General features: G+C 73.0%; 22 protein-coding genes. 8 read left to right on the forward strand and 14 right to left on the reverse strand.

All coding sequences use genetic code 11. The annotated features are described in order from the left end of the window. From K7854_RS11890 to K7854_RS11915, 6 genes are all read right to left on the reverse strand, one after another. Positions 1-1128 (reverse strand): tryptophan dimethylallyltransferase family protein, encoded by a 1128-nt coding sequence (locus tag K7854_RS11890; protein ID WP_226026391.1) that lies wholly within the window; start codon positions 1126-1128, stop codon positions 1-3. A gap of 207 nt (positions 1129-1335) precedes the next feature. Then, positions 1336-2685 carry a cytochrome P450 gene (locus tag K7854_RS11895; RefSeq protein WP_226026392.1) on the reverse strand — a complete coding sequence of 450 codons (1350 nt, stop codon included), beginning with the start codon at positions 2683-2685 and terminating at the stop codon, positions 1336-1338. 14 nt (positions 2686-2699) lie between these two features. Next, complete coding sequence (locus K7854_RS11900) at positions 2700-3293, reverse strand: GTP-binding protein (RefSeq protein ID WP_226026393.1); 594 nt, start codon at positions 3291-3293, stop codon at positions 2700-2702. Next, complete coding sequence (locus K7854_RS11905; protein ID WP_226026394.1) at positions 3268-3645, reverse strand: DUF742 domain-containing protein; 378 nt, start codon at positions 3643-3645, stop codon at positions 3268-3270. Before K7854_RS11905 ends, K7854_RS11900 begins: the two co-directional genes overlap by 26 nt. Then, positions 3642-4043, reverse strand: coding sequence for a roadblock/LC7 domain-containing protein (locus K7854_RS11910; protein WP_003971678.1), 402 nt, complete (start codon positions 4041-4043; stop codon positions 3642-3644). The genes K7854_RS11905 and K7854_RS11910 overlap by 4 nt, the downstream gene beginning before the upstream one ends. Further along, positions 4040-5230, reverse strand: coding sequence for an ATP-binding protein (locus K7854_RS11915; protein ID WP_226026395.1), 1191 nt, complete (start codon positions 5228-5230; stop codon positions 4040-4042). Before K7854_RS11915 ends, K7854_RS11910 begins: the two co-directional genes overlap by 4 nt. 332 nt (positions 5231-5562) lie before the next feature. On the opposite strand from K7854_RS11915, the gene K7854_RS11920 reads away from it, so the two are divergent. The 3 genes from K7854_RS11920 (at position 5563) to K7854_RS11930 (ending at position 8255) form a co-directional block, all read left to right on the forward strand. Continuing rightward, positions 5563-6315, forward strand: coding sequence for a sulfite exporter TauE/SafE family protein (locus tag K7854_RS11920; RefSeq protein WP_226026396.1), 753 nt, complete (start codon positions 5563-5565; stop codon positions 6313-6315). 161 nt (positions 6316-6476) lie between these two features. Further along, complete coding sequence (locus K7854_RS11925) at positions 6477-7205, forward strand: S1 family peptidase (RefSeq protein WP_226026397.1); 729 nt, start codon at positions 6477-6479, stop codon at positions 7203-7205. A 210-nt stretch (positions 7206-7415) separates the two neighbouring features. Further along, complete coding sequence (locus tag K7854_RS11930) at positions 7416-8255, forward strand: ABC transporter ATP-binding protein (protein WP_226026398.1); 840 nt, start codon at positions 7416-7418, stop codon at positions 8253-8255. 193 nt (positions 8256-8448) lie between these two features. Here the strand turns inward: K7854_RS11930 and rpfE are convergent, their stop codons facing one another. The 3 genes from rpfE to K7854_RS11945 all read right to left on the reverse strand — a co-directional run bounded on the left by rpfE (position 8449) and on the right by K7854_RS11945 (position 11391). Continuing rightward, positions 8449-8814: a resuscitation-promoting factor protein RpfE gene (rpfE, locus tag K7854_RS11935; RefSeq protein WP_226026399.1), complete on the reverse strand. Its 366-nt coding sequence runs from the start codon at positions 8812-8814 to the stop codon at positions 8449-8451. Between the two features lie 94 nt (positions 8815-8908). Further along, positions 8909-10381, reverse strand: a complete 1473-nt coding sequence (locus K7854_RS11940) for an MFS transporter (protein WP_226026400.1) — start codon at positions 10379-10381, stop codon at positions 8909-8911. An 80-nt stretch (positions 10382-10461) separates the two neighbouring features. Further along, positions 10462-11391 (reverse strand): dihydrodipicolinate synthase family protein, encoded by a 930-nt coding sequence (locus K7854_RS11945; RefSeq protein ID WP_226026401.1) that lies wholly within the window; start codon positions 11389-11391, stop codon positions 10462-10464. A gap of 125 nt (positions 11392-11516) precedes the next feature. Between K7854_RS11945 and K7854_RS11950 the strand changes: the two genes are divergently transcribed. Both K7854_RS11950 and K7854_RS11955 read left to right on the forward strand, forming a co-directional pair. After that, positions 11517-12233 carry a FadR/GntR family transcriptional regulator gene (locus K7854_RS11950; protein ID WP_226026402.1) on the forward strand — a complete coding sequence of 239 codons (717 nt, stop codon included), beginning with the start codon at positions 11517-11519 and terminating at the stop codon, positions 12231-12233. Between the two features lie 124 nt (positions 12234-12357). Next, complete coding sequence (locus K7854_RS11955; RefSeq protein WP_226026403.1) at positions 12358-12849, forward strand: DUF5949 family protein; 492 nt, start codon at positions 12358-12360, stop codon at positions 12847-12849. A 40-nt stretch (positions 12850-12889) separates the two neighbouring features. Here K7854_RS11955 and K7854_RS11960 read toward each other — a convergent pair whose 3' ends face one another. Beyond that, positions 12890-13426, reverse strand: coding sequence for a cysteine hydrolase family protein (locus tag K7854_RS11960; RefSeq protein ID WP_226026404.1), 537 nt, complete (start codon positions 13424-13426; stop codon positions 12890-12892). Positions 13427-13537: 111 nt separating this feature from the next. Between K7854_RS11960 and K7854_RS11965 the strand changes: the two genes are divergently transcribed. Beyond that, positions 13538-14608 carry a right-handed parallel beta-helix repeat-containing protein gene (locus tag K7854_RS11965; RefSeq protein ID WP_226026405.1) on the forward strand — a complete coding sequence of 357 codons (1071 nt, stop codon included), beginning with the start codon at positions 13538-13540 and terminating at the stop codon, positions 14606-14608. A 64-nt stretch (positions 14609-14672) separates the two neighbouring features. Further along, positions 14673-15701: a methyltransferase gene (locus tag K7854_RS11970; protein WP_226026406.1), complete on the forward strand. Its 1029-nt coding sequence runs from the start codon at positions 14673-14675 to the stop codon at positions 15699-15701. 81 nt (positions 15702-15782) lie between these two features. Here K7854_RS11970 and K7854_RS11975 read toward each other — a convergent pair whose 3' ends face one another. The 4 genes from K7854_RS11975 to K7854_RS11990 form a co-directional block, all read right to left on the reverse strand. Continuing rightward, entirely contained in the window at positions 15783-16949 is a 1167-nt protein-coding gene (locus K7854_RS11975) for a SchA/CurD-like domain-containing protein (RefSeq protein ID WP_226026407.1), read from the reverse strand. Positions 16950-17101: 152 nt separating this feature from the next. After that, entirely contained in the window at positions 17102-17800 is a 699-nt protein-coding gene (locus tag K7854_RS11980; RefSeq protein WP_226026408.1) for a class F sortase, read from the reverse strand. Positions 17801-17914: 114 nt separating this feature from the next. Continuing rightward, positions 17915-18493, reverse strand: a complete 579-nt coding sequence (locus K7854_RS11985; RefSeq protein WP_226026409.1) for a hypothetical protein — start codon at positions 18491-18493, stop codon at positions 17915-17917. A gap of 262 nt (positions 18494-18755) precedes the next feature. Then, a complete protein-coding gene (locus tag K7854_RS11990) occupies positions 18756-20669 on the reverse strand; it encodes a SpoIIE family protein phosphatase (RefSeq protein ID WP_226026410.1) in 1914 nt (637 codons plus the stop codon). 145 nt (positions 20670-20814) lie between these two features. Between K7854_RS11990 and K7854_RS11995 the strand changes: the two genes are divergently transcribed. Continuing rightward, complete coding sequence (locus tag K7854_RS11995) at positions 20815-21369, forward strand: GNAT family N-acetyltransferase (protein ID WP_226026411.1); 555 nt, start codon at positions 20815-20817, stop codon at positions 21367-21369. The last annotated feature ends 503 nt before the right edge of the window (positions 21370-21872 follow it).

The raw sequence follows: 21872 nt of genomic DNA on the forward strand, positions 1-21872 counted from the left end.
TCAGGCCACCGGCACCGGTCGGCGGACGGTCTCCACGGCAGGCGGCCGGACCGCGTACGCCTCCGAGGAGAGGTACGCCGTCACCCGCGGCGGCTGGTCCCGCTGGTGGGCGAGGGCCAGGTAGGCGATCAGGCCCACCCCGTCCTCCGGCCGCCGCTCGGTGAGGGCGGCCAGGGCGCGGTCGAGCACGGAGGCGTCCATGCCGTGGTGGCGCAGCACCCTCGACGCCCGGGCCAGCGCCTCCCCGTCGTGCCGGACGTAGTCCCTGACCGGGATGTGCAGGGTGAATCCGCTCGGCCGCACGGTGCCGGTGGCGGTGAAGGAGTGGCAGGACAGTCCGGGCCGCCCGCCGAGCCCCCGCGCGTCGGGGCCGAGGCCCGCGGCCGTGCGGAAGAAGCCCTCGACCGCCGCGGGCCCCGGGCCCGCGTCCATCCGGGACAGCCGCCCGGCCTGGCCGGCCGTGAGGTGGTCGTGGCGCACGTAGACCTTCGCCCGGGGTTCCGCCCAGTCGCCGAGGTCCAGGGCGAGGAACGGGTATCCACCGCCCGGGGGGAGGCTGTCGAAGGCCTGGTGGTGCCCGAGCCGGTGCAGGGCCTCGCGCACCGTCGCGGCGGAACGTTCCTCCCCGCTCGCCGCCGGGTTCAGGTAGACCTTGACCCCGGGGACGCCGCCCGGCCTGAGTTCCAGGGCGCACCACAGGGCGAGGGGGCCCTGCGGGGCGGGGGGCAGGAACAGGTCCTGGAGTTCGTCGAGGACGTCGGCGGAGAAGTGCCAGCGCCGCGCCATCGTCCGGACCGCCTCCAAGCCGGCACGGCCGTTGTGAGCCAGGCTGTCTGCGCCGCAGCCCGGTTCCACGAGGACCCGCATGGCGGGCGCCGCGTCCGGCCGGAAGGAGAGGGAGAACTCCACGGGGGTGTGGTCGTCGGACAGGAAGGTGCGGGTGGGCGGCGCCAGGTCCAGCGGCCGCTCGGCCACCGGGCCCAGTGCGTCGGCCAGGACCTGTGCGTAGGTCTCGGCGTCGGTCCGGGACAGGCCGGCGACCGCGCCGAGTCTTCGCAGCTGGCCGCCGGTGAAGGAGCCGAGCGTGGGTGTGCCCCGCGGGTCCGCGCCCGTCGGCGCGGCCCTCACCGGCCCGTCCCCGGCCGGAGCCGCACAAAGCGATACCCGCCTCGGGGGGCGGGTATCAGGGGGTCCGGCGCCGGGAAAGCGGCGTTCGTGGATATGTGGTCCACGACACCTCCTTTGACTCGTAAGCAACTTGCATACCGCGTTGCTCACTACCCGTGCCGTTCGATCTTCATGCAAATGGGGCGGGTTGGGAGGGTGTTGCGCAGATCACCGTGTGAGCCAGTTGAGGAACTGGCTCCACATCCCCTTGTGTTCGGCCGGACGGGCCGTGCCCGCCGTCTTCTCCTGCTCGGCCGCCGCGGCGGCCGGTCCCGGTTCGCCGCGGCGTGCGGAACGCACCGGGGTGAACCGGGCCGGAAGCGTGGCCAGCGCCCGGTTGAAGGGGCCCGGACGCCACGTCAGGCTGTCCTCGGGGACGGCGAGTTCGACGTCGGGCAGTTCGTTCAGCAGGTGCTCGATGGCCGTGACCGTGATGTGCCGGGCCGGTTCCTTGGACGGGCAGGCGTGCGGCCCCGCGCTCCAGGCGAGGTGCGCGCGGTTGCTGCCCGCCTGGCGGGATGCCTTGAGGGCCGGGCCGGTGTTGGCCGCGGCGAAGCTGACCAGCACGAGGTCGCCCGCCTGCAGCTGCTGGCCGGCCAGTTCCGTGTCGGCGGCCGGGTAGTGCGGGGCGTAGTTGGCCATGGGCGGGTTCTCCCACAGCGTGTCGTCGAGGGCCTCGTCGATCAGTCCGCCCTCGCGGGCGTACCGCTCGTGGGTCAGGAGCCGGTGCAGGGTGTTGCCGAGGAGGTTGCGCAGGGGTTCGGCTCCCGCGCCGAGCAGCAGGGCGAGCTGGTGGACCATCTCCTCGTCGTCGAGCCCGGCCTCGTGCCGCATCAGCCAGGAGGTGACGTCGTCGCCGGGCTTGCGCCGCTTGAGCGCGACCAGTTCGCCCACGGCCTGGAAGAGCACCGCGGTGGCCTTCTCGGCGTTGACGCCGTCGAACATGCCGGAGATGCCGAACAGCACCCGGTCGCCGATGTCGGCGGGGCAGCCGAAGAGTTCGTTGAACACGAACAGCGGCAGCTGTTTGGCGTAGTCCCCGAGCAGGTCGGCCGAACCGCGGGCGCCGAACTGGGAGACGAGGTAGCCGGAGATCTGCTCGGTGCTGCGGCTCAGCCGCCGGGTGTCCACCCGCGCCATGCTGTCGGTGACCGCCTGGCGCAGCCTGAGGTGGTCGGCGCCGTCGGCGAACATGCAGTTGGGCCGGTAGGCCAGCAGCGGCGCGACCGGGCTGTCCGGGCTGATCTTGCCCTCGTTGAAGGCCCGCCAGCGGCGCGCGTCCTTGCGGAAGGTCCCGGAGTCCTGCAGCAGTTGGAGCGCCGCCGCGTAGTCCGTGACCAGGGTCGCCTCGACGCCCGGGGCCAGTTCGACGGGGGCCGCGGCCCCGTAGTGGCGCAGGTACTCGTAGTACGCCTGCGGGTCGGCGGCGAACTCCGGCCCGTGCAGCGGCACCCGGGCGCCGGAGCCGTGGGCCGGGCAGCCGGGCGGCGGCACCGGGGCGGTGTCATGGGCGTTCATGTTGCTCCCAGCTCCTAGCGGGTGCGGTCCAGCAAGTAGCGGACGAGGGTGGTCAGTGCGGCGGCCGAGGACTTCTCGTCGCGGGCGTCGCAGGTGACGACGGGGGTGTCGTCGAGCAGGTCGAGCGCCTCGCGCAGCGCCCGCTCGTCGCGCAGCGGCGCACCGTCGAAGTGGTTGACGGCGATGGCGTAGTCGAGACCGTAGTGCTCGATGAGGTCGATCACCGGGAAGGAGTCCGCCAGCCGCTCCGGGTCGACCAGCACCAGGGCGCCGAGCGCGCCGCGCGCCATGTCCTCCCACATCTGCACGAAGCGCTGCTGGCCGGGGGTGCCGAAGAGGTAGAGCACGACGCGGTCGCTGATGGTCAGGCGCCCGAAGTCCATGGCGACCGTGGTGGTGGTCTTGCCCTGGACCCCCTTGAGGTCGTCGACCGACTCGGCGGCCTGCGTCATCGTCTCCTCGGTGGACAGCGGCTCGATCTCGGAGATGGAGCCGATGAGGGTGGTCTTGCCCACCGCGAAGTGCCCGACGACGAGGATCTTCACCGCCGTCTGGGTCGCTCCCTGGCGTACGTAGTCCCGCTCATCCAAACTTGGCGCGGAGCCCATTGAGCACCTCCTCCAGTATCTCCTTGTCCGCGAGGCGGGCGCGGGCCACCGGCGGGCGGGTCATGAGGTGCCCGCCCTCCATCAGGGAGGCCAGCAGGATCCGTACGACGCCGAGCGGGAACCGGGTGTGTCCGGCGATCTCGGCGACCGAGAGGTAGCCGGCCGAGCAGAGGTCGAGCAGGCTCTGCTCCTCGGGGGACAGCCGGGCCGGCCGCTGCGACTGGCCGGCGGAGGCGGTGACCAGGGTGATGAGCGAGAGGTCGTCCTCGTCGGGCAGGCCGCGCCCCTTGGTGATGACGTACGGCCGTACTAATTCCGGCGCCTCGGGCTGCCAGCCGTCCTGGCCGGTCATGAGCGGGCGCCCAGGTTCTCGCGCGGCGGCGTGGTCAGCCGCTTGCCGAGCTGGGCGACGAGCTGCTGCATCCGGAAGGTGATGTCGGCCATGTCGACCTCGGGGGAGGCGGACACACCGAGGTAGGCGCCCTCGCCGGCGGAGATCAGGAACACCCAGCCGCCGTCGAACTCGACCAGGGTCTGCCGCCAGGTCTGGCTGGGGTCCTCACAGAAGAAGGCGAGGGTGCGGCTGAGGGACTGCACGCCGCTCATCGCGGCGGCGACCCGGTCGGCGTCGTCCTTGTCGAAGTCCTGCGTCCGGGCCATCAGCAGGCCGTCGGCGGAGATCAGGACCGCGTGCAGGGCCCCGGGAATCTCCAGGGCGCTGTCGAGCATCCATGACAGATCGTCGTTCACGAGACCTCATGTCCTTCGCTGCTTGCACCAGGTGTGTCGCTGGTCCGTTCGGCGTCGTCCGGGCTCGCCGGCCCGGTGGTCCGGCCGGACTGCGTTCCGCGCTGGAAGGCACCCATGACCTGTGCCTGCTCGGAGTCGGAGCGGGCCGCGGCGCGCGGGGCGGACGCGCTGCCGGGCACGATGGCCATCGGCCGCTTGCGGCGGCGCCGGGGCAGGCCGTCGCCGGTCTGGGAGGGGGCGAGCGACGCGGCCTCCGGTCCGCCGGCGTCCGGGACCGGCCGGGCCGCCGTGCCGCGGGCGGCCGGGGCGGGCGCCTTCTTCTCCGGCATGGCGGTGAGCAGTTCGTGCGGCAGCAGGACCACCGCCCGTACACCTCCGTAGGGGGAGGAGGAGTCCACCGACACCTCGAAGCCGAATCGTTCGCACAGCAGGCCGATGACGGCGAAGCCGAACTGCGGCGGGTTGCCGAGCCCCGCCACGCCCGAGGCGCGCTCGGTGGCGAGCAGCTTGTCGGCGCGGACCCGCTCCTCGTCGCTCATGCCGACACCGGCGTCGTCGACCACGACGCAGATGCCCTTGGGGACGGTCCGGATGTTGATCTCGACGACCGTGTCCGGGCTGGAGTAGCTGGTGGCGTTGTCGAGCAGTTCGGCGAGGGCCAGCGCGACCGGCTCGACGGCCCGGCTGGTGATGCCGAAGTCGACCTGGGAGAGGATGTCCACCCGGCGGAAGTGCCGGATGCGTCCCTGGGCGCTGCGCACCACGTCGTAGACGGAGGCGGTGTCGCGCCGGCCGCCGAGCCAGCCGTCGCACAGCACGGCGATGGACTGGGCGCGCCGGCCGAACTGCGAGTTGGTGTGGTCGATCTCCAGCAGGTCCTGGAGGAGGGCCGAGTCGCCGTACTTGTTCTGCAGCCGGGAGAGCACCAGCTGCTGTTCGGCGGCGAGGCCCTGAAGGGTCCGCATCGCGGACTTCAGCACCGTCTTGGTCTCGTCCTCGGCGCGCTCCTGGGCGGCCCGTACGGACTTCCCGTAATCGTTCTCCAGCTCGGTGTAGTGATCCCTGAGCCCCTGGACCTGCTGCCGCAACGCCCGGGCCGCCTTGCGCTGGCGGCTGATGAGCACGGCGGCGGCGACGAGGGCGACGAGGGCGACCCAGAGCAATGGGTTCCCTGTGTATTCCGTCATAAGACTCTCTTCAGGCGACTGGCAGCCGGCTTGCTGAATTCCCGTCCGCGCGGGCGGCCCGGTGGAGTGCCCGCACCGGGAGTAGCTGCCCGGGCTGCCCCTGACCTCGGGGATGCCGTCTTTCACCCATCCGCCCGCTCCGCAAACGCGGTGATCGTATCACCGCATGATCAGGTGAATTCACGTCAAGAAGCGCTCATGCGTGACCGGTTGGGACCGGCGGACGCGCCGCCCGGGGCGGTGGGTACAGTCGGCCCCGTGAAAGATGCACACGTCACCTTCCGGCCGAGCACGGGCCCGGCGCCGGGCGGCCCGGGGTGACACCGGAGGCCATGGCCGCGGTGTTCGCGGCGGGCGTCGGGGCCGGCGCCATCAACAGCGTCGTGGGCTCCGGCACCCTGATCACCTTCCCGGTCCTGCTGGCCACGGGGCTGCCGCCGGTCACCGCGACCGTCTCCAACGCGCTCGGCCTCATCCCCGGCTCCATCAGCGGGGCCATCGGCTACCGCAAGGAGCTGCGCGGGCAGGGGCGGCGCGTGCTCAAGCTGGGCTCCGGAGCGCTGCTGGGCGGTCTCGCGGGTGCCACGCTCCTGCTGTCGCTGCCCGCCGACGCCTTCGAGACGATCGTGCCGGTCCTGGTCGGCCTCGCCCTGCTCCTCGTGGCCTTCCAGCCGCAGATCGGCAGGCTGGTCCAGCGCCACCGGGCCCGCAACGGCACCGCTCCCCGCCGCGACGGCGGACCGCTGCTCTTCACCGGCCTGACGCTGGCCAGCGTCTACGGCGGCTACTTCACCGCCGCCCAGGGGATCATCTACCTGTCCCTGATGGGCATGCTGATGGACGAACCCCTGCAGCGGCTCAACGCGGTCAAGAACGTCCTCGCCGCCGTGGTCAACACCGTCGCCGCGCTCTTCTTCCTCTTCGCCGCTGACTTCGAGTGGGCCGCCGTGGGGCTGCTCGCGGTCGGCTCGGGCCTCGGCGGCTACGCCGGCGCCAAGGTGGGCCGCCGCTTCAGCCCCGCGGTCCTGCGGGCCCTGGTCGTGACGGTCGGCACGGTCGCCCTCGTGCAGCTGCTGCTCCGCTAGGGCCCGCCCGCGACGCGCTGGGCCGGCCCCGCGAGTCCACCGGCATAACACCGCGTTATGGGAGGCCGGGATTGTTCGGGCGGTGGCCGGGCCCGACATGCTGTGGGGCGCCCCCACACACCTGCACGCGCCCCGGCGCGTGTCGTCGGAATCGAGGAGCCTTGCGAACAACGAGACTCGTCCCCGCCCTGCTGGCCGCGCTCGTGGCCGCGCTGCTGTCCGCCCTCACGCTCGCGCCGTCCGCCTCGGCGGCGGAGCCCCGGCCCGGTGACGGCGGCCCCCAGCCGATCATCGGCGGCGGCTACGCGCAGAGCGGGCCCTGGGCGGCCAGGCTGTTCTCCAACGGCCAGCAGACCTGTACCTCGACCATCATCTCCCCCACCTGGATCCTCACCGCCAAGCACTGCGTCAGCGGCGGCAACCTGTCCTTCCGGATCGGCAGCCTCAACCAGGGCTCCGGCGGGACGGTGGCGAACGGCGTCCAGACCGTCACCAGTCCCTCGGCGGACCTCGCGCTGGTCCGCCTCGACCGCTCCGTCTCGGCCTCCTACGCGCAGCTCGGGCAGCCCGGCACGGTGCGGGTCGGCCAGACCGTGCAGGTCTACGGCTGGGGAGCGACCTCCCGCTGCGGCTCGGAGATCAACTGCCAGTCGCAGTACCTCAAGGTCGCCAACGTGAGCGTGACACGCGGGTGCTACGACGCCTACAACGGCCAGGCGATATGCGCCCGGGCCGTGGACGGCATCACCGCGGGCGGCGACTCCGGCGGTCCGATGATGGCCGGCGGTGTCCAGGTGGGCGTCGCCTCGACCAGCGACCGGCAGACCACCACGGCCTACACCAACGTGACGGCCTACCGCTCCTGGATCCAGTCGGTGGCCGGCGTCTGACGCCTCCCGCCGGCACACCGGTCCTGCGCCCGCCCCGTGACCCCGGAGGCGGGCGCAGGACCCCCTGGTGTGACACGGCTCCTTCGCGCCCCGCTCCCGCTCGCCGCCACTCCTCGTCCAGGAAGCGGACGGCCCGGCAGGAGTGTGGTCGGTACATCTAGTGTTCCCGGTGAACGACCGATGGTGTACCGCGCGCGAAGGAGTCCCGGCATGACCGCCCAGACAGCCAGCTCCCAGTCCGACGAGGCAGGGGCGGCCGTGCTCCGGCTCCAGGACGTGAGCGTACGCCGCCTCACCACCGACCAGCTGATCCTCGACGCCGTCGACTGGACGGTCCGGCCGGGCGAGCACTGGGCGCTGCTGGGGGCCAACGGCGCGGGGAAGACCACCCTGCTGCGGCTGGCCGGCGCGCTGATGCACCCCACCACGGGCACGGTCGAGGTCCTCGGCAGCCGGCTCGGCCGGGTGGACGTGCGTGAACTGCGGGCCCGGATCGGCCATGTCAACGCCGCCCAGCGGGTGCCGCAGGACCTGTCCGCCCACGCGGTCGTGCTCACCGGCCACAGCGGCACCGTGCAGCCGCTGTGGCGGACGTACGACGAGGAGGTGCGGCTGCGCGCCCGCGACCTGCTGACCGAACTCGGGGTCAAGGAGCTGGCCGACCGGCCGTACGGGGTCTGCTCGGGCGGGCAGCGGGCGCGGGTCCTCATCGCCCGGGCGCTGATGGCCGACCCCGCCCTGCTGCTCCTGGACGAGCCGTTCAACGCCCTGGACCTGCCCTCCCGGGAGGATCTCGTCGAGGCGATGCACCAACTGGCCGAGGGGAGGCCGCAGCTGGCCACCGTGACGGTCACCCACCACCTGGAGGAGCTGTTCCCGGCCGTCAGCCACGCCCTGTTGCTGCGCGAGGGCCGGATCCTGTCCCGGGGCGCGGTGGACGAGGTCCTGACCGACTCCCTGCTGACCGCGTGCTTCGGCCGGGACATCACGGTGGCCCGGCACCACGGCCGCTGGTCGGCCTACTCGGGCCGCCGCGGGTCGGGAGACTGACACGTCCAGGAGGGGGCGAGGGCGGCCCCGGGCGCATCGGCGCACCCGGCGTCCGGGACCGCCGCTCGGCTCCCCCGCCGGGGACTGCCCGTGCGCCGCTCGCGGGAAACCGGGCGCACGGTCACCGACGGCCGGTGCACACGCACCGGGGCATCCCGGTCAACTCCGCGCGGACGGGGCCCGCGAGCCGCGGTCAGGCGCAGCCCCAGGCGGACATCCCCTGCATCCGGGCCAGGCGTTCCGCCACGGCGATCTGCTCGGCGCGGGTGGCGAGGTCCGCGCGCGGGGCGTACTTGAGGCCGCCGGCCGCGATCCAGCTGGACCGGGCGAACTGCAGCCCGCCGTAGTAGCCGTTGCCGGTGTTGGCCTGCCAGTTGCCGCTGGACTCGCACGCGGCGATCGCGTCCCAGTCGGTGCGCGTGGGGACCGAGGGGGCGGCGACCGCTTCGCCGGTCGCGCCGAGGGCGGTCGCGGCGACCAGGGTCACCGCGGCGGTGCGGATCCTGCGGCCACGCGAACCGCGCACGTCGCTCCGACGATCATTTCGTCTACAGATCATACGAAGACTGGTACACCAGGTGACCGCCCGCCGCCGCGCCGGCCGTCGCGTCTTGGGCCAGTCGGAGCACGCCTGTCCCCCGTCCGCCCCCGTCTCAGGGCGCCGACCGTACGCGCCCCGCGGCGTCCGGCACCGCGGCCTCGGCGGCGAGGTAGTCCGGGACCGCCTCCTTGTCGACGAGCCGGTTGAGCCGGCTCGGCACGTCGAAGCCGATCAGCAGGATCACCACGAGGGTCAGCGAGAAGGTGAGCACGGCGAGCGACTGGCCCAGGGACATGGTGGATGCCAGCTTGGCACCGAGCACCGGGGCGACGGCGCCGCCCAGCGCGCCGACGTTGTAGGTGAAGCCCAGGGACGCGGCCCGGGTCTCGGTCGGGAAGTGCCCGGCGATGAACTTGGGCAGCAGCCCGGAGATCCCCTGCATGCAGGCGAGCATCAGGAACAGCAGGATGCCGAGCTGGAGTTGGCTGTCCCGGATCGCGAAGACGGGGAAGACGAAGGCGATGCCCACCACCAGGGTGCAGGCGTACGCCCTGCGGGTGCCGAACCGGTCGCCGACGAAGCCGGTGACGACGCAGCCCGCCATCGTGCCGAACCCGGCGTAGTAGAGCGCGTCGCTGACCTGGGCCGGGGTGAAGCCCAGCTCGGTCTTGAGATAGGTGGGCAGCAGCGCCTGCACCGGCCAGCTGTAGAGGAAGGCGCAGAAGACGGTGACGCACAGCGCGACGAACAGCACCCACCGCTTGCGGCCGCCCAGTTGCACCGCGAAGGCGACGAGGCAGGCCGTCGCCAGGACGGACAGGACGGGCACGGCGCCCGCGCCCAGCGGGGTGAACACCGCGAAGAGCGAACCGGTGGCGACGACCGTGAGCACCGTGTTGACCGTGGCCCGGCGGCGGCCGGCGAACAGCGGCCGGAAGGGGTTGGGCCGTTTCCCACTCGCCCCGACCCGTGCCTCCCAGTCGTCGGCCTCGGGCAGCGCCCGGCGCACCCACAGGGCGACGACGACGGGGAACAGGCCGATGTAGAACAGCCAGCGCCAGCCGTGCCCGGGCACCACGTGCTCGTAGACCTCGGCCGCCAGGACGCCGCCCAGCGAGAATCCGGAGATGAGGAAGCCGGAGGCGCGGTTGCGCAGCCGGGCGGGCCAGCTCTCCAGGACGTAGGTGGCGCTGGCGCTGTACTCGCCGGCCATGCCCATGCCGATGAGCAGGCGGGCCGTGAACAGGCTGGTGTAGTCCCAGGCGAAGCCGCAGGCGAAGGTGCCGACCGAGTAGAGCAGGATGCTGGCCACCATGGCGCTCTTGCGGCCGAACCGGTCGCCGAGCGCGCCGAGCACCGCGCCGCCGAGCCAGCGGGTGATGAAGGCCCCGGAGACGAGGCTGGCCGACTCGACGGTCGACAGCCCGAAGTCGTCGGCGATCTCGGTCAGTACCAGGGTGATGAGGACGAAGTCGAAGCCGTCCAGGAGGTAGCCGATCCAGGCGGCGAAGAACGACTTCCACTTCTCCCGGGTGATCTCCCGGTACCAGGGCTGGGGGGTCGGGGTGGTGCGCGCAGATGACATGGCGATCCTATGCGGGTGGGAAGACGCGCGTCGGGGACGGGGGTGGGGCCGGGTCGGGCGGTCACCGGCCCGTCCCGGGGTCACAGCAGTCCGGCCTCGGTGAGCCGGTCGCGGACCCGGGCCACGGCCGCCGCGTCGAGCGGGACCTGCGGTGCGGCGGTGGCCGGGCAGTCGATGAGGCCCAGCAGGTGGGCGGCGGCCTTGAAGGCGCCGAGCGCGCTGGAACTGCCGCCCATCAGCGCGGGGTCGCCCGCGTCGGTGAGGTCGAACAGGGCGGCGAGCCGGTCCTGTTCGGCCCGGGCCGCGGCCCAGTCCCCGGCCCGGGCGGACGCGTAGAGGCGTACGTAGCCGTGGGCGTCGACGTTGCCGAGGCCGGGCACGACGCCGTCGGCGCCGGCGAGCAGCGCGCCGTCGACGGTGAGTTCGGAGCCGGTGAGCACGGTGAAGCCCGGGACACGGCGGCGCAGCGCGACCAGCAGGCGGCGCAGGGAGCCCTCGTCGCCGCTGGAGTCCTTGAGGCCGGCGAGGGTGCCGTCCGCGGCCAGGTCGAGGACCACCTCGCGGGGCAGCTTGGTGTGCACGGCGACCGGGATGTCGTAGGCGAACAGCGGCAGGCCGGCGCCCTCGCGCACCCGCCGGAAGTGGTCGGCGATCTCCACGGGGTGGGTGCGGGTGTAGAAGGGTGCCGTGGCCACGAGGGCGTCGGCGCCGGCCCGGACCGCGTCGGCCGCCCGGTCGAGGACCCGTGCCATGGTGGTGTCGATGATCCCGGCGAGGACGGGGACGCGGCCCGCGGCGGCGTCCACGGCACTCTCCAGCGCGGTCAGCCGCTGGGCGTCGGTGAGGTAGGCGGCCTCGCCGCTGGACCCCAGCAGGAACAGGCCGTGCACACCGGCGGTGATCAGATGCTCGGTGAGCCGGCGCACCGAGGCGGTGTCCACCTCCCCCTTCGGGGTGAGGGGGGTGATGACCGGGGGGACGACGCCGCTCAGCGGCGTGGGGATGGGCATGCGGTACTCCAGGTCGTGCTGTGCTCGTCCCGGGACCGATGCGGGCAGCAGCACGCCGAGGCCCTGGTGACGGGGGACGTAGGATGTCCTACGTCCTGTTAGAGTGACACATGCCGGAGCAGGGGATGTCAAGGGTCGAGAGGGGACGCCACATGGGCTCGGTCGCCGCCGACGCCGAGGAGCGCATCAAGGAGCTGATCGTCGAACAGGGCCTCGGCCCCGGCGATCCGCTGCCCACCGAGACGGAGCTGATGGAGCGGTTCGGCGTCAGCCGCAACTCGCTGCGCGAGGCGCTCAAGTCCCTCCAGGCCATGCACATCGTCGAGATCCGCCGCGGTTTCGGGACCTACGTCGGCACCATGTCGCTGGAGCCGATGACCGAGGCCATGGCGTTCCGCACGGTGGTCGGGCACCGGCGGGGCCACGGCAGCCTGCTGGAACTGCTGCAACTGCGCGAGGCCCTGGAGGCGGGGCTGATGCACCAGCTCGCCGGGCGACTGCCCGACGAGGACCTGGCCGAACTGGACGCGCTGGTGGAGCGGATGCACACGGAGGTGCGCGAGGGCGGCGAGATCGCGTCCCGCACCGACCGCGCCTTCCACCGGGTGCTGCACCGTTCGCTCGACAACGACCTGCTCAGCGAGTTGCTCGACGCCTTCTGGAGCGCCTTCCACCGGGTGCGCGCCCAGGCCCGCGGGCTCGGCTCGGCGGCCGACGGCGAGGAGCTGGCCCGGATGCACGCCAGGATCGTCGAGGCCGTGCGCGCCGGTGACGCGGAGGCCGCCGAGACGGCCGTGCACCGGCACTTCGACGACATCCGCGGGCGGTTGTCGCAGCACTGACCGGTCGGCGGGCGCCCGTGGACCGGCGGCGGGCGACCCTCGTTCGTGTGAAGAAGCGCCAGGGTGTCGCCCAGTCGGGTGAGGGCCGGGCGGGTGCGCCGTCGCGCGCGCTTACCGTTTCGCGGTGACCTCGATCTCCACTGACCCGCGCCCCCTGCGAACCGCCGACCTCGGCACCCTCGTCATCATGTCCTGGAGCCGTGAGACGCCCGACGGCGACGTCCCCTTCCTCCTCGCCTGCTCCCTCGGCGACGGGGAGGGCGGCCCGGAGGCGGCCCCGGCCGCCGTCGAGGGGCTGCTGAGCCGCTCCGGAATCGCGGTGGGCGGCGACACCGTCCTCGATGCCACCGTGCTGCCGGACCTGCCGATCGGACTGCTCGTGGTACCGGGCGCGGCGGCCCTCACCATGCCGGGGGTCAACGCCCAGTTCGTGCCCACCGCGCAGTGGCGGGCGGCGGCCGACCGGCGGGGGTACGCCTGCCTCGTCTTCGCCACGCGGCCCTGGTCCGGGGGCGAGCCCGGCGACGGTGCGGCGGTGGCGGCCTTCGCCAACCACGAGGACACGCTGGCCACGGCGGCGCAGCTCGTCCTGCCCGTGCGCACCCTGCGCGGCTGACCCCGGGCGCGCCCGGGCCCCGGCAAGGCGGCGATTCGCCTCACGTCCACAACTCGCCGCTGTCGCACACCCGGGCGCCCATGTTCCGTTCCATCATGCGCAGCGCCGCGTCCGCCAGGTCGGCGTGGATGTGGGCGACCGCGTCACGCGGCACGATGACCTGCAGATGGCGGATGTGCGCGTCCAGCGCCGAGTAGAGCACGCACTGCTCGGTCACCTGCCCGCACAGCACGAGCCGGTCGATTCCCTGCTGGTGGAGCAGATAGGTCAGCGGGGTCTCGAAGAACACCGAATGGCGTGCCTTGACCACGAAGAGGGAGGAGTCGTCGGGCTTCAGCGGCTCGACGAGCCGGGAGTGCGGCCCGGACAGGGCCTTGTCGAGGATCTCGCCGTGGTGCGAGCGCCACTCCCCGAAGTTGTCGTTGACGTAGATCACGGGGACCCCCTGCCGCCTCGCCCGGTCCAGCAGTCCGGTCACGTTCGGCAGTACGGCTTCCACGGCGGGGATCAGGAACTCGGCGTCCTCGTGGTCGTAGGTGTTGATCATGTCGATGACGATCAGCGCGGTCTTGCCCATGCCGCCCAGGTTGCCACCGCGACCGGAGTGCGGGTCGGCGGCCTTTCATGACACGCCGTCGGATGGCGCATCCCGCCCGCGGTCCAATAACTCGGGCATAACGTGCGCAATATGAAGAAATGCCATGTCGTGTACCTGGTGTGCACCGCAGCCATGATCGGGACGGGGCTCGGCGCGGCCCCGGCGTCCTCCGTCCCCAGGACCCACCTGGTCCACCCGGGAGAATCGATCCAGAAGGCGGTGGACGCCGCCCAGCCGGGTGACACCGTGCTCGTCACCACCGGCACCTACCGCGAGAGCGTGAAGGTGAGCACCCCCCGGCTCACCCTGCGGGGCATGGGCCGCAGCACGGTCATCCGGCCCAGCACCGAGAAGGCGGCCGACAACACCTGTGCCGAGGGCGGCAACGGCATCTGTGTGATCGGCACCAAGGACGAGAACGTCAAGGGCGTCACCGTCTCCGACCTGACGGTGACCGGGTTCACCCGCACCGGTGTGTTCTCGATGGCCACCGACGGGCTGACGGTCCGGAACGTGAACGCCGTGAAGAACGGCGTGTGGGGCATCGCCCAGGAGCGGTCGGTCCACGGCATCATCCGCGGCAACACCGCCCGCGACAACGGCGACGCGGGCATCTTCCTCGCCAACACCGTCAAGACCGAGGAGGGCGCCGCCGACACCGAGGGCACGGAGGTCGCGCACAACCGGCTGGAGGGCAACCGGATCGGCGTCACCGTCCGGCGGCTGCGCAACCTCGCCGTCCAGGACAACCACATCGCCGGCAACTGCGCCGGCGTGTTCGTCGTCGGCGACGAGAACGCGCCCAAGGCCGGTGACCTGGTCGTGCGCGACAACCACGTCGTGCGCAACAACAAGTCCTGCCCGAAGACCGACCGGCTGGAGGCGCTCCAGGGTTCCGGCATCGTCCTGACCGGCGTCGAGAAGGTCCTGGTCGCCGACAACACGGTCGAGGGCAACTCGGGCAAGTCCTCGATGTCGGGCGGCATCGTCCTGGCCGCGAGCATGGTCGGCACCGCCAACGCGAAGAACGAGGTCAACGGCAACCGGCTGCGCGACAACTCCCCCGCCGACCTGGTCAACGCCGGGACCGGCGACACCGGCAAGAGCAACACCTTCACCGGCAACACCTGCGGCGCCTCCAAGCCCGCGGGCCTGTGCTGAGCCGGCCGTAACCACCCGTGGACCGAAGAAGGCCCATGGACCGAAGAAGGAAGGAAAGCGGCACATGACGACCGCACAGACTGCCCCGCCCCCGCCCATGCGACTGCGGGAGCTCGTGTTCGGGGCGGCATGTGCCGCCGCCCTCCGCGCGGCCGCACGGCTCGGGGTCGCCGACGCGCTCGGCGACACCCCCATGGCCGTGGAGGACCTCGCGGCCGCCGTGAAGACCGAGCCCAAGCCGCTGCGCCGGCTGCTGCGCGCCCTGACCTGCTACGGCGTCTTCACCGAGCACAAGAACGGCACGTTCGCGCACACCGACATGTCCCGCCTGCTGCGCGAGGACGACCCGCACAGCCTGCGCAACATCACCCTGTGGTGCACCGAACCGTGGACCTGGGACGCCTGGCCCCTGCTCGACGAGGCGGTGCGCACCGGCTCCAACGTCGTCGAGGGCCTGTACGGCAAGGAGTTCTTCACCTACCTCAACGAGGACGCGCCGCAGTCGGCCGAGGTCTTCAACCGCGCCATGACGACGTCCAGCCAGCAGTCCGCCCAGGACGTCGCAGCCCTCCTCGACCTGTCGGCGAGCAGTTCGGTCGCCGACATCGGCGGCGGCCAGGGGCACGTGGTGGCGAGCCTGCTGGAGAAGTACCCGGCCATGCGCGGCACGCTGCTCGACCTGCCGCGGGTGGTGGAGAACGCCGATCCGCGGCTGCGCGAGGGCGGTGCGCTCGCGGACCGGGTCAGCATCGTGCCGGGCGACTGCCGTGAGGCCATCCCGGTGCGGGCCGACGTGTACGTCATCAAGAACATCCTGGAGTGGGACGACGACAGCACCGCCCGCGCGCTGCGCAACGTCATGGCGGCCGGCGGTCCGGGAGCCCGGGTCGTCGTCATCGAGAACCTCGTCGACGACACCCCGTCGATGCGGTTCAGCACCGCCATGGACCTGCTGCTGCTCCTCAACGTCGGCGGTGCCAAGCACACCACCGACAGCATGGTCGGCCGGCTGACCGACGCCGGTCTCGTCATCGACGACATCCGCCCGGTCAACCCCTACCTGCACGCGTTCGACTGCACCGTGCCCGAGTGAGCCGATCCGCGGACGCCCCACACGCGTCGGCCGCCGGACCGCGTGTCGCGGTCCGGCGGCCGACGCGTGCGTACGGGCCGGTCAGGCCTCCGGCGCGCGCCGGTCGGTGACCAGCTCCATCCGGGCGCCCTCCAGCGCCCGGACGAGTCCGCCGCCGGTCGGCGAACCGGCGTCCGTGAAGCCGTCCAGCAGGGTCGTCAGCTCCGACACCCGCTCGGCGTCCGGAAGGCCGAGGGTCACCGCCGGATCCCCCTCGTGCAGGTCGCCGCGTACGTCGACCAGGCGCACCACGACGTCGTCGCGCTGGAAGATGGTGCTGCACAGGACGGGGCTGCCCGGATCCTCGGCCGCCGCCTCGTCGTGCTCGGCGAGCAGCTGGGCCAGCCGCATGCCGCAACCCGGCCGGGCCGGGTACGACAGCGCGTGCCGCTGCGCCTCGCCCCGCTGCTCGCCCGCGGTCACGTGGTGGACGGCGGGCAGCGCCGCCCGGGTGTAGAACACCCGGGCGGACTCCGGGTCGCCGAGGTCCCGGTCCTGTTCCAGGTACGGGTTGATGGCCTCCTCGACCGCCCTCACCTCGGGCTGCTCCGCCACGTGCCGCAGGGCCGCGAGCAGGTCGCCGCGCACCTCGATGGCCCGCACCACGCGGTTGCCGTGCAGGAACAGGGACGTGCGGCACAGTCGGGTGGTGTCGTCCACCCGCGGTTCCGGGGAGGCGTAGTCGGCGAGGATCTTGCCGACCGCCTCCTCGCTGCCCGGCTTCACCGTGAAGGTGAGCGCGTGCCGGATGACGCCGTCACCGACGCGGGGGGCGGCCTGCAGTCCGCCCCGGGCGGGGTCGGCGCCGGTCTCCGGACGGCCGGTCTCGCGGACCACGTGGAAGCGGAGCGACCTGGTGTCCCGCACGCAGCTGTGCAGCGGCTTGACCATCCGCACGTGCTCCTCGCTGCTCACCCAGTTCAGGAACGGCGGCGCGCTCTCCCACTCGCTGGTGATCAGCCACTGGGAGGGGTTCTCGATGGACTGGCACAGCTGCTCGCCGATGTGCCCGGGGACGGACTCCACGTGGCTGCGCAGGTTCTCGTACGTCTCGAGGAACTGCTGCTGGGCCCCGTCGTAGACCTCCACCAGCAGGACGACCCGCAGGCGGGAGCCGTCGAACACGGACTGCGAGACCTGGTGCGACACCTCTCGGGTCAGCCGTTCGGGGGCCAGCGGTCCGGCAGCGGGGGTGGGCGTGGTGGTCATCTGGCGCACATCTCCTTCGCGGGGGCGGAACTGAACGTCGGCCGCGGTGGTGCGACGCCGGCTCGCCTCGATCCTGTGCCCGGCCCGGGTGGCGCGCGACCGGGGTGCACTGCGCGGGTGACCGGCGCCGCTCACGGCCGGTCGGCTCGGCCTCAGGCGAGGTGCGCGAAGACGACCAGGTTGTCCGTGTAGTCCTTGGCCTTGCGGTCGTAGTCGCCCGCGCAGGTGATGAGCCGCACCTCGGGGCGGGCGGCGTCGCCGTAGACGCGTTCGCTGGGGAACTCGTCCTTGGCGAAGGTCTCCAGGCTGTCGACCACGAAGGTCGCCCTGCGCCCGTCGGCACGCTCGACCTGGAACTTGTCGCCCTTGTCGAGCTGGTCGAGGCGGGCGAAGACGGCGGCCGACGTCTTCGTGTCCACGTGCCCGGCGATGATGGAGGTGCCCTTCTCGCCCGGGGAGGTGCCCTTGGCGTACCAGCCGACGAGGTTGGTGTCGCCGGCCGGCGGCGGTTCGAGCTGCCCCTTGTCGCCGATGGCGAGGTCGGTGAAGGGGGCGTCGACCGAGATTTCGGGGATCAGCAGGCGCACCGGTTTCGACCGGGGCAGCGCGGCCCCGGGCCCGCCGGTCGCGGGCGCGCCGGTCTCGGGCGGGGCGGACGAGGCGGTGGTGCCGGGGTGGGCCGGCAGCGGGGGGCGGGCGGAGTCGGCGGAGGTGTCGTTGCCGCCGACCAGGCTCACCGCGAGGACCAGCAGGGCCACGGCGCTCAGCACCATCAGGCCGGAGCGGGAACCCTGACCGGTCGTCGTCTCGTCGTCGGCGGGGGTGGGGGCGGAAGGGGGGAGGACTGGCATCGGGGACGACCTCACTGGGCACGGCGGCGGGACGGACACGGTGGGCGACGGGGCGAGCCGGGCCGCCCCGTGGATCCTGGGTGGCGGCCCGGCTGCTATCGCGCCCGGCACGGCTTACGCCACTCCGTGAGCCGACTTCTTGCGTCGGACGGCGTACAGGCCGGTCGCGGCGACGGCGAGGACGGCCAGCCCGCCGGCGGTCGTGGTCGGCGTGGCCAGGCCACCACCGCCGGTGTGCATGCCACCGCGCGGCTTCTCGTGCTCGCCGCCGCCGCGGGAGCTGTCGCCCTCGTCCTGGCGGTAGGTCTGCGAGCCGCTGTCCTTGGACTCACGGCCGCCGCCGTCCCAGTCGCCTTCGTTCACCGCGGCCAGCGCACCGCCGCCGGTGTGCATGCCACCGCGCGGCTCCTCGTGCTTGCCGCCGTCCTCGTGCTTGCCTCCGTTGTCGTGCTCCTTGCCGGAGGAGGCGTCCTCGTGGTCCCAGTCGCCCTCGGTCACCGCGGCCAGCGCGCCACCGCCGGTGTGCATTCCGCCGCGCGGCTCGTCGTGCTTGCTTCCGTTGTCGTGCTCCTTGCTGTAGGAAGAGTCGTCGTGGTCCCAGTCGCCACCGACCGCCGCGTAGGCGCCGGGGGCGCCGAGGACGAAGACGGCCGAGGCCGCCGCCGTGGTCAGGAGCATGCGAGCAGAACGCATCTGAGGTTCCTTCCGTCACGACCGGGCAGCTGGTGCTTCGTCAGCTGAGGTGACCCGGCCCCGACGTGAATCACCGTCAGCCCGCCGCCCGTCTCGCACCACTCAAGGCGCTCACGCGGGTGAACAGCCCGTCCGTTCGGGTGCCGGGAACGCTGCGCCGCGGGCCGCGAACACGTCCGTACGGCTGTGGAGTTGGGCAGGCCGGACGAGGTGTCACCCGGCGACGGCCCGTCACCCCCGTCCGGCCGGAGCGCCGGGTCCGCTACTCCTCCGGGGCCGGGTGCGTCGGGTCCTCGACCTCGGCCTCCTGGCGCATGGACCCGGGAGCGGCCCGGTCGGGGGCGGCCTCGCTCTGCCCGGACTGGGGCGGCGGGGGCGGCTCGGTGTCGCCGGGGGCGCCCATGCCGGCGGCGGGCAGCCGCAGGGCGAGCAGGGCGACGTCGTCCCCGCGGGGCGCGATGCGCGCGAGCAGCTCGTCGCAGAAGTCGTCGACGCTCCCCCCGTCGGCCCGTCCGGCCAGTACGCCGGCGTGGTGGCGGAGCTGGTCCATGCCCACGTCGATGGGACGGTCGCGGCTCTCCACCAGGCCGTCGGTGTAGAGCAGGAGGATGCTCTCCGGCGGGAGGTCCTCGCGCGTGTCGGGCCAGTTCAGGCCGAGGCGCAGGGTGGCGCTCATGCCGATGAGCGGGCCGTGGCCGCCCTCCAGGAAGCGCGTCGCGCCGTCGGACGTGATCAGCAGGGGCGGCGGGTGTCCGGCGTTCACCCAGTGCAGCCGCCAGGGGCCGCCCTCGGCCCCTTCGACGCGGGCGAAGACGAGGGTGGCCATGGGCGCGTCGCTGGTGTTGGTCACCGCCTCGTCCAGACGGCGCATGATCACACTGGGCGGCTCCTGGTGGTCCCAGGCCAGGGCGCGCAGCATGTTGCGGACCTCGGCCATGTGGGCGGCGGCCTGCAGGTCGTGTCCGACCACGTCGCCGATGACCAGGGCCATCACGCCGTCACCGAGCAGGAAGGCGTCGTACCAGTCGCCGCCGACCTCCATGGCGCTCTCGGCGGGCCAGTAGCGGGCGGCCATCCGGAGGTGGTCGACCTGCGGAAGCGGCGTCAAAAGCTGGCGCTGCATGGTCTCGGCGACGTTCTGCTGCTCGTGGTAGAGCCGGGCGTTGTCCAGGACCATGCCGACGCGGCGGCCGATGTCGGCCAGGAGGGCGACCTCGGCCTCGGTGTGGGCGGGGCGGCCCCCGGCGCGGGCCACGGTCAGGATTCCGTAGGACCGCTGCCGGGTGCGGAGCGGGACGGCGACGGCCGCGTGGCCGCCGAGCCGTTCGAACAGCACCCGGTGGGTGGCGGCCAGCGGGTGCTCGGGGTCCAGGAACAGCTCGTCGGCGCTCAGCGGTACGGGCCGGTCGCCCTTGATCAGCAGGGTCAGCGCGGCGCGGGCCTGGTCGGACAGCGAGGTCATGGGCCCGCGCAGGGGTCTGGCCCGCTCCGGCCGGTCGCTGCTGCGGACGGCCACCCGGTCCAGTACGTCCGACTGGCCCGGGTAGAGGTCGGCCGCCGCCCACTGGCCCAGTTCCGGCACCAGCAGCCGTACGAGACGGCGGAGGGTGGTGGAGGTGCGCTCGGTGGGGACCAGCACCGTGGAGATCTCGGCGACCAGGTTCAGCTGGGCGGTGAGGGCCTCCAGGGCGGTGGTCCGCGCCTCGGTCTCCTCGGCGGCGCTGCGGTGCAGGCTGAAGTCGTGGAAGACGAGCACCAGCCCTTCCCGGCGTCCCTCGCGGAGCAGGGGGGTGGTGGCCCAGATGATGGGGACCGTGGTGCCGTCGGCCCGCTGGAAGTACTCGTCGCTCCCCTCCTCGGCGGGCACGCCGTGCAGGGGGCGGCGCAGCGCGCAGCGTTCGCGCGGCACGGGGGTGCCGTCGGCGTGCCGGTGCAGGAGGTCGTGCGCGTCGTGGCCGAGCATCTCCTGCTCCGACCGTCCCAGCATCTGTTCGGCCCAGGGGTTCACCGAGGTGATCCGGGCGGTGGGGCCGAGGGTGAGGACACCGGCGCCCAGGGCGCGCAGGACGGCGCGGGGGAAGTCGGGCTCCGCGGGCTCGGTCGCGCCGTCCGGCCCGTCCGCAGCGTCGTGCCCTGGTTCCTCGCCGTCCCGGTGGCCCGCCCAGCGTGACGTCACGACCCTCACAGCCTTCCGATGCCGTCCATCCCGCCAGGTTCCCCCGGTGGGCGGGGCTGAACCGCTCCGCACGGCCGAAGGGGGGAGGGCCCGGACCGCCGGTAATCCGGTGGCTCCGCCGGGCCGGACCCCGTACCGTCGCCTGATGCCCGAACTGCGAACCGATCGTCTCGTGCTCCGCGACTGGCGGACGTCCGACCTGGACCCGTGGGCGGCCATGAACGCCGACCCGGTGGTCCGCGAGTACTTCCCGGAGGTCCTGACCAGGGCGCAGAGCGAGGCGTCCGTGGCCGGTTTCCAGGCCGACCTCGACCGGCGGGGGTGGGGCTGGTGGGCGGTGGAGGTCGTCGCCACCGGCGAGTTCGTCGGGTTCACCGGGCTGGATCCCGTTGAGGACGGCATGCCGTTCACCGGGGTGGAGGCGGGCTGGCGCCTGGCCCGCCCGGCCTGGGGCCACGGCTATGCCACCGAGGCCGCGCGGGCGGTGGTGTCCCACGCCTTCGAGTGCCTCGCGCTGCCGGAGGTGCTCGCGGTGGCCGCGGCCGGCAACCTGCGCTCCCGGGCGGTGATGGACCGCCTCGGCATGACCCGCGACCCGGCCGACGACTTCGACGACCCGGAGGTCCCCGAGGGCAGCCCACTGCGCCGTTCCGTCCTGTACCGGCTCCGCGCCGGGGACCACCGGCCGGGCGGGCGGTAACGGGGGCGGCCCGCCGACGCCGGAGGCCGTGCGGCCCGCTGCCGCGGGTGCCGGCAGGCGGCTGTACCCCTCGCCGGGTCCGGTCCGGGCACGACACCGTGCACCGGACGCCGGACGCCGGACGGGCGACCGGGCAGCGCCGGGCAGCCGGGGTCGGCAGACCCGGCACCGGGTGGGCTACGGGATGAGGGCAGCCACTCGGCGAGACGACGAACGCCACGTCGGAGCCCGCCACCGCACAACGGCGGACGCATGCTGCCGCACGGACCAGTGCCCCTCGCCGCGTGCGGCAACACGTCAGGCCGACCCGGCGAGGGAAACCGTGCCGCTCACGCCGGTGGCGGTCGCCACCGCGGACCGTGACGCATCACCGCACAGGCCGCTGCCCTCGCCGCATGGGGCGGCAACACGTCAGGCCGGCCCGCCGAAGGAAGCCGTACTGGTCACGCCGTGGCGGTCGCCACCCGCGGACCGTTGGCATCACCGCACGGGCCGCTGCCCTC

It is taken from the genome of Streptomyces hyderabadensis, from assembly GCF_020404845.1.
Taxonomy (GTDB): Bacteria; Actinomycetota; Actinomycetes; order Streptomycetales; family Streptomycetaceae; genus Streptomyces; species Streptomyces hyderabadensis.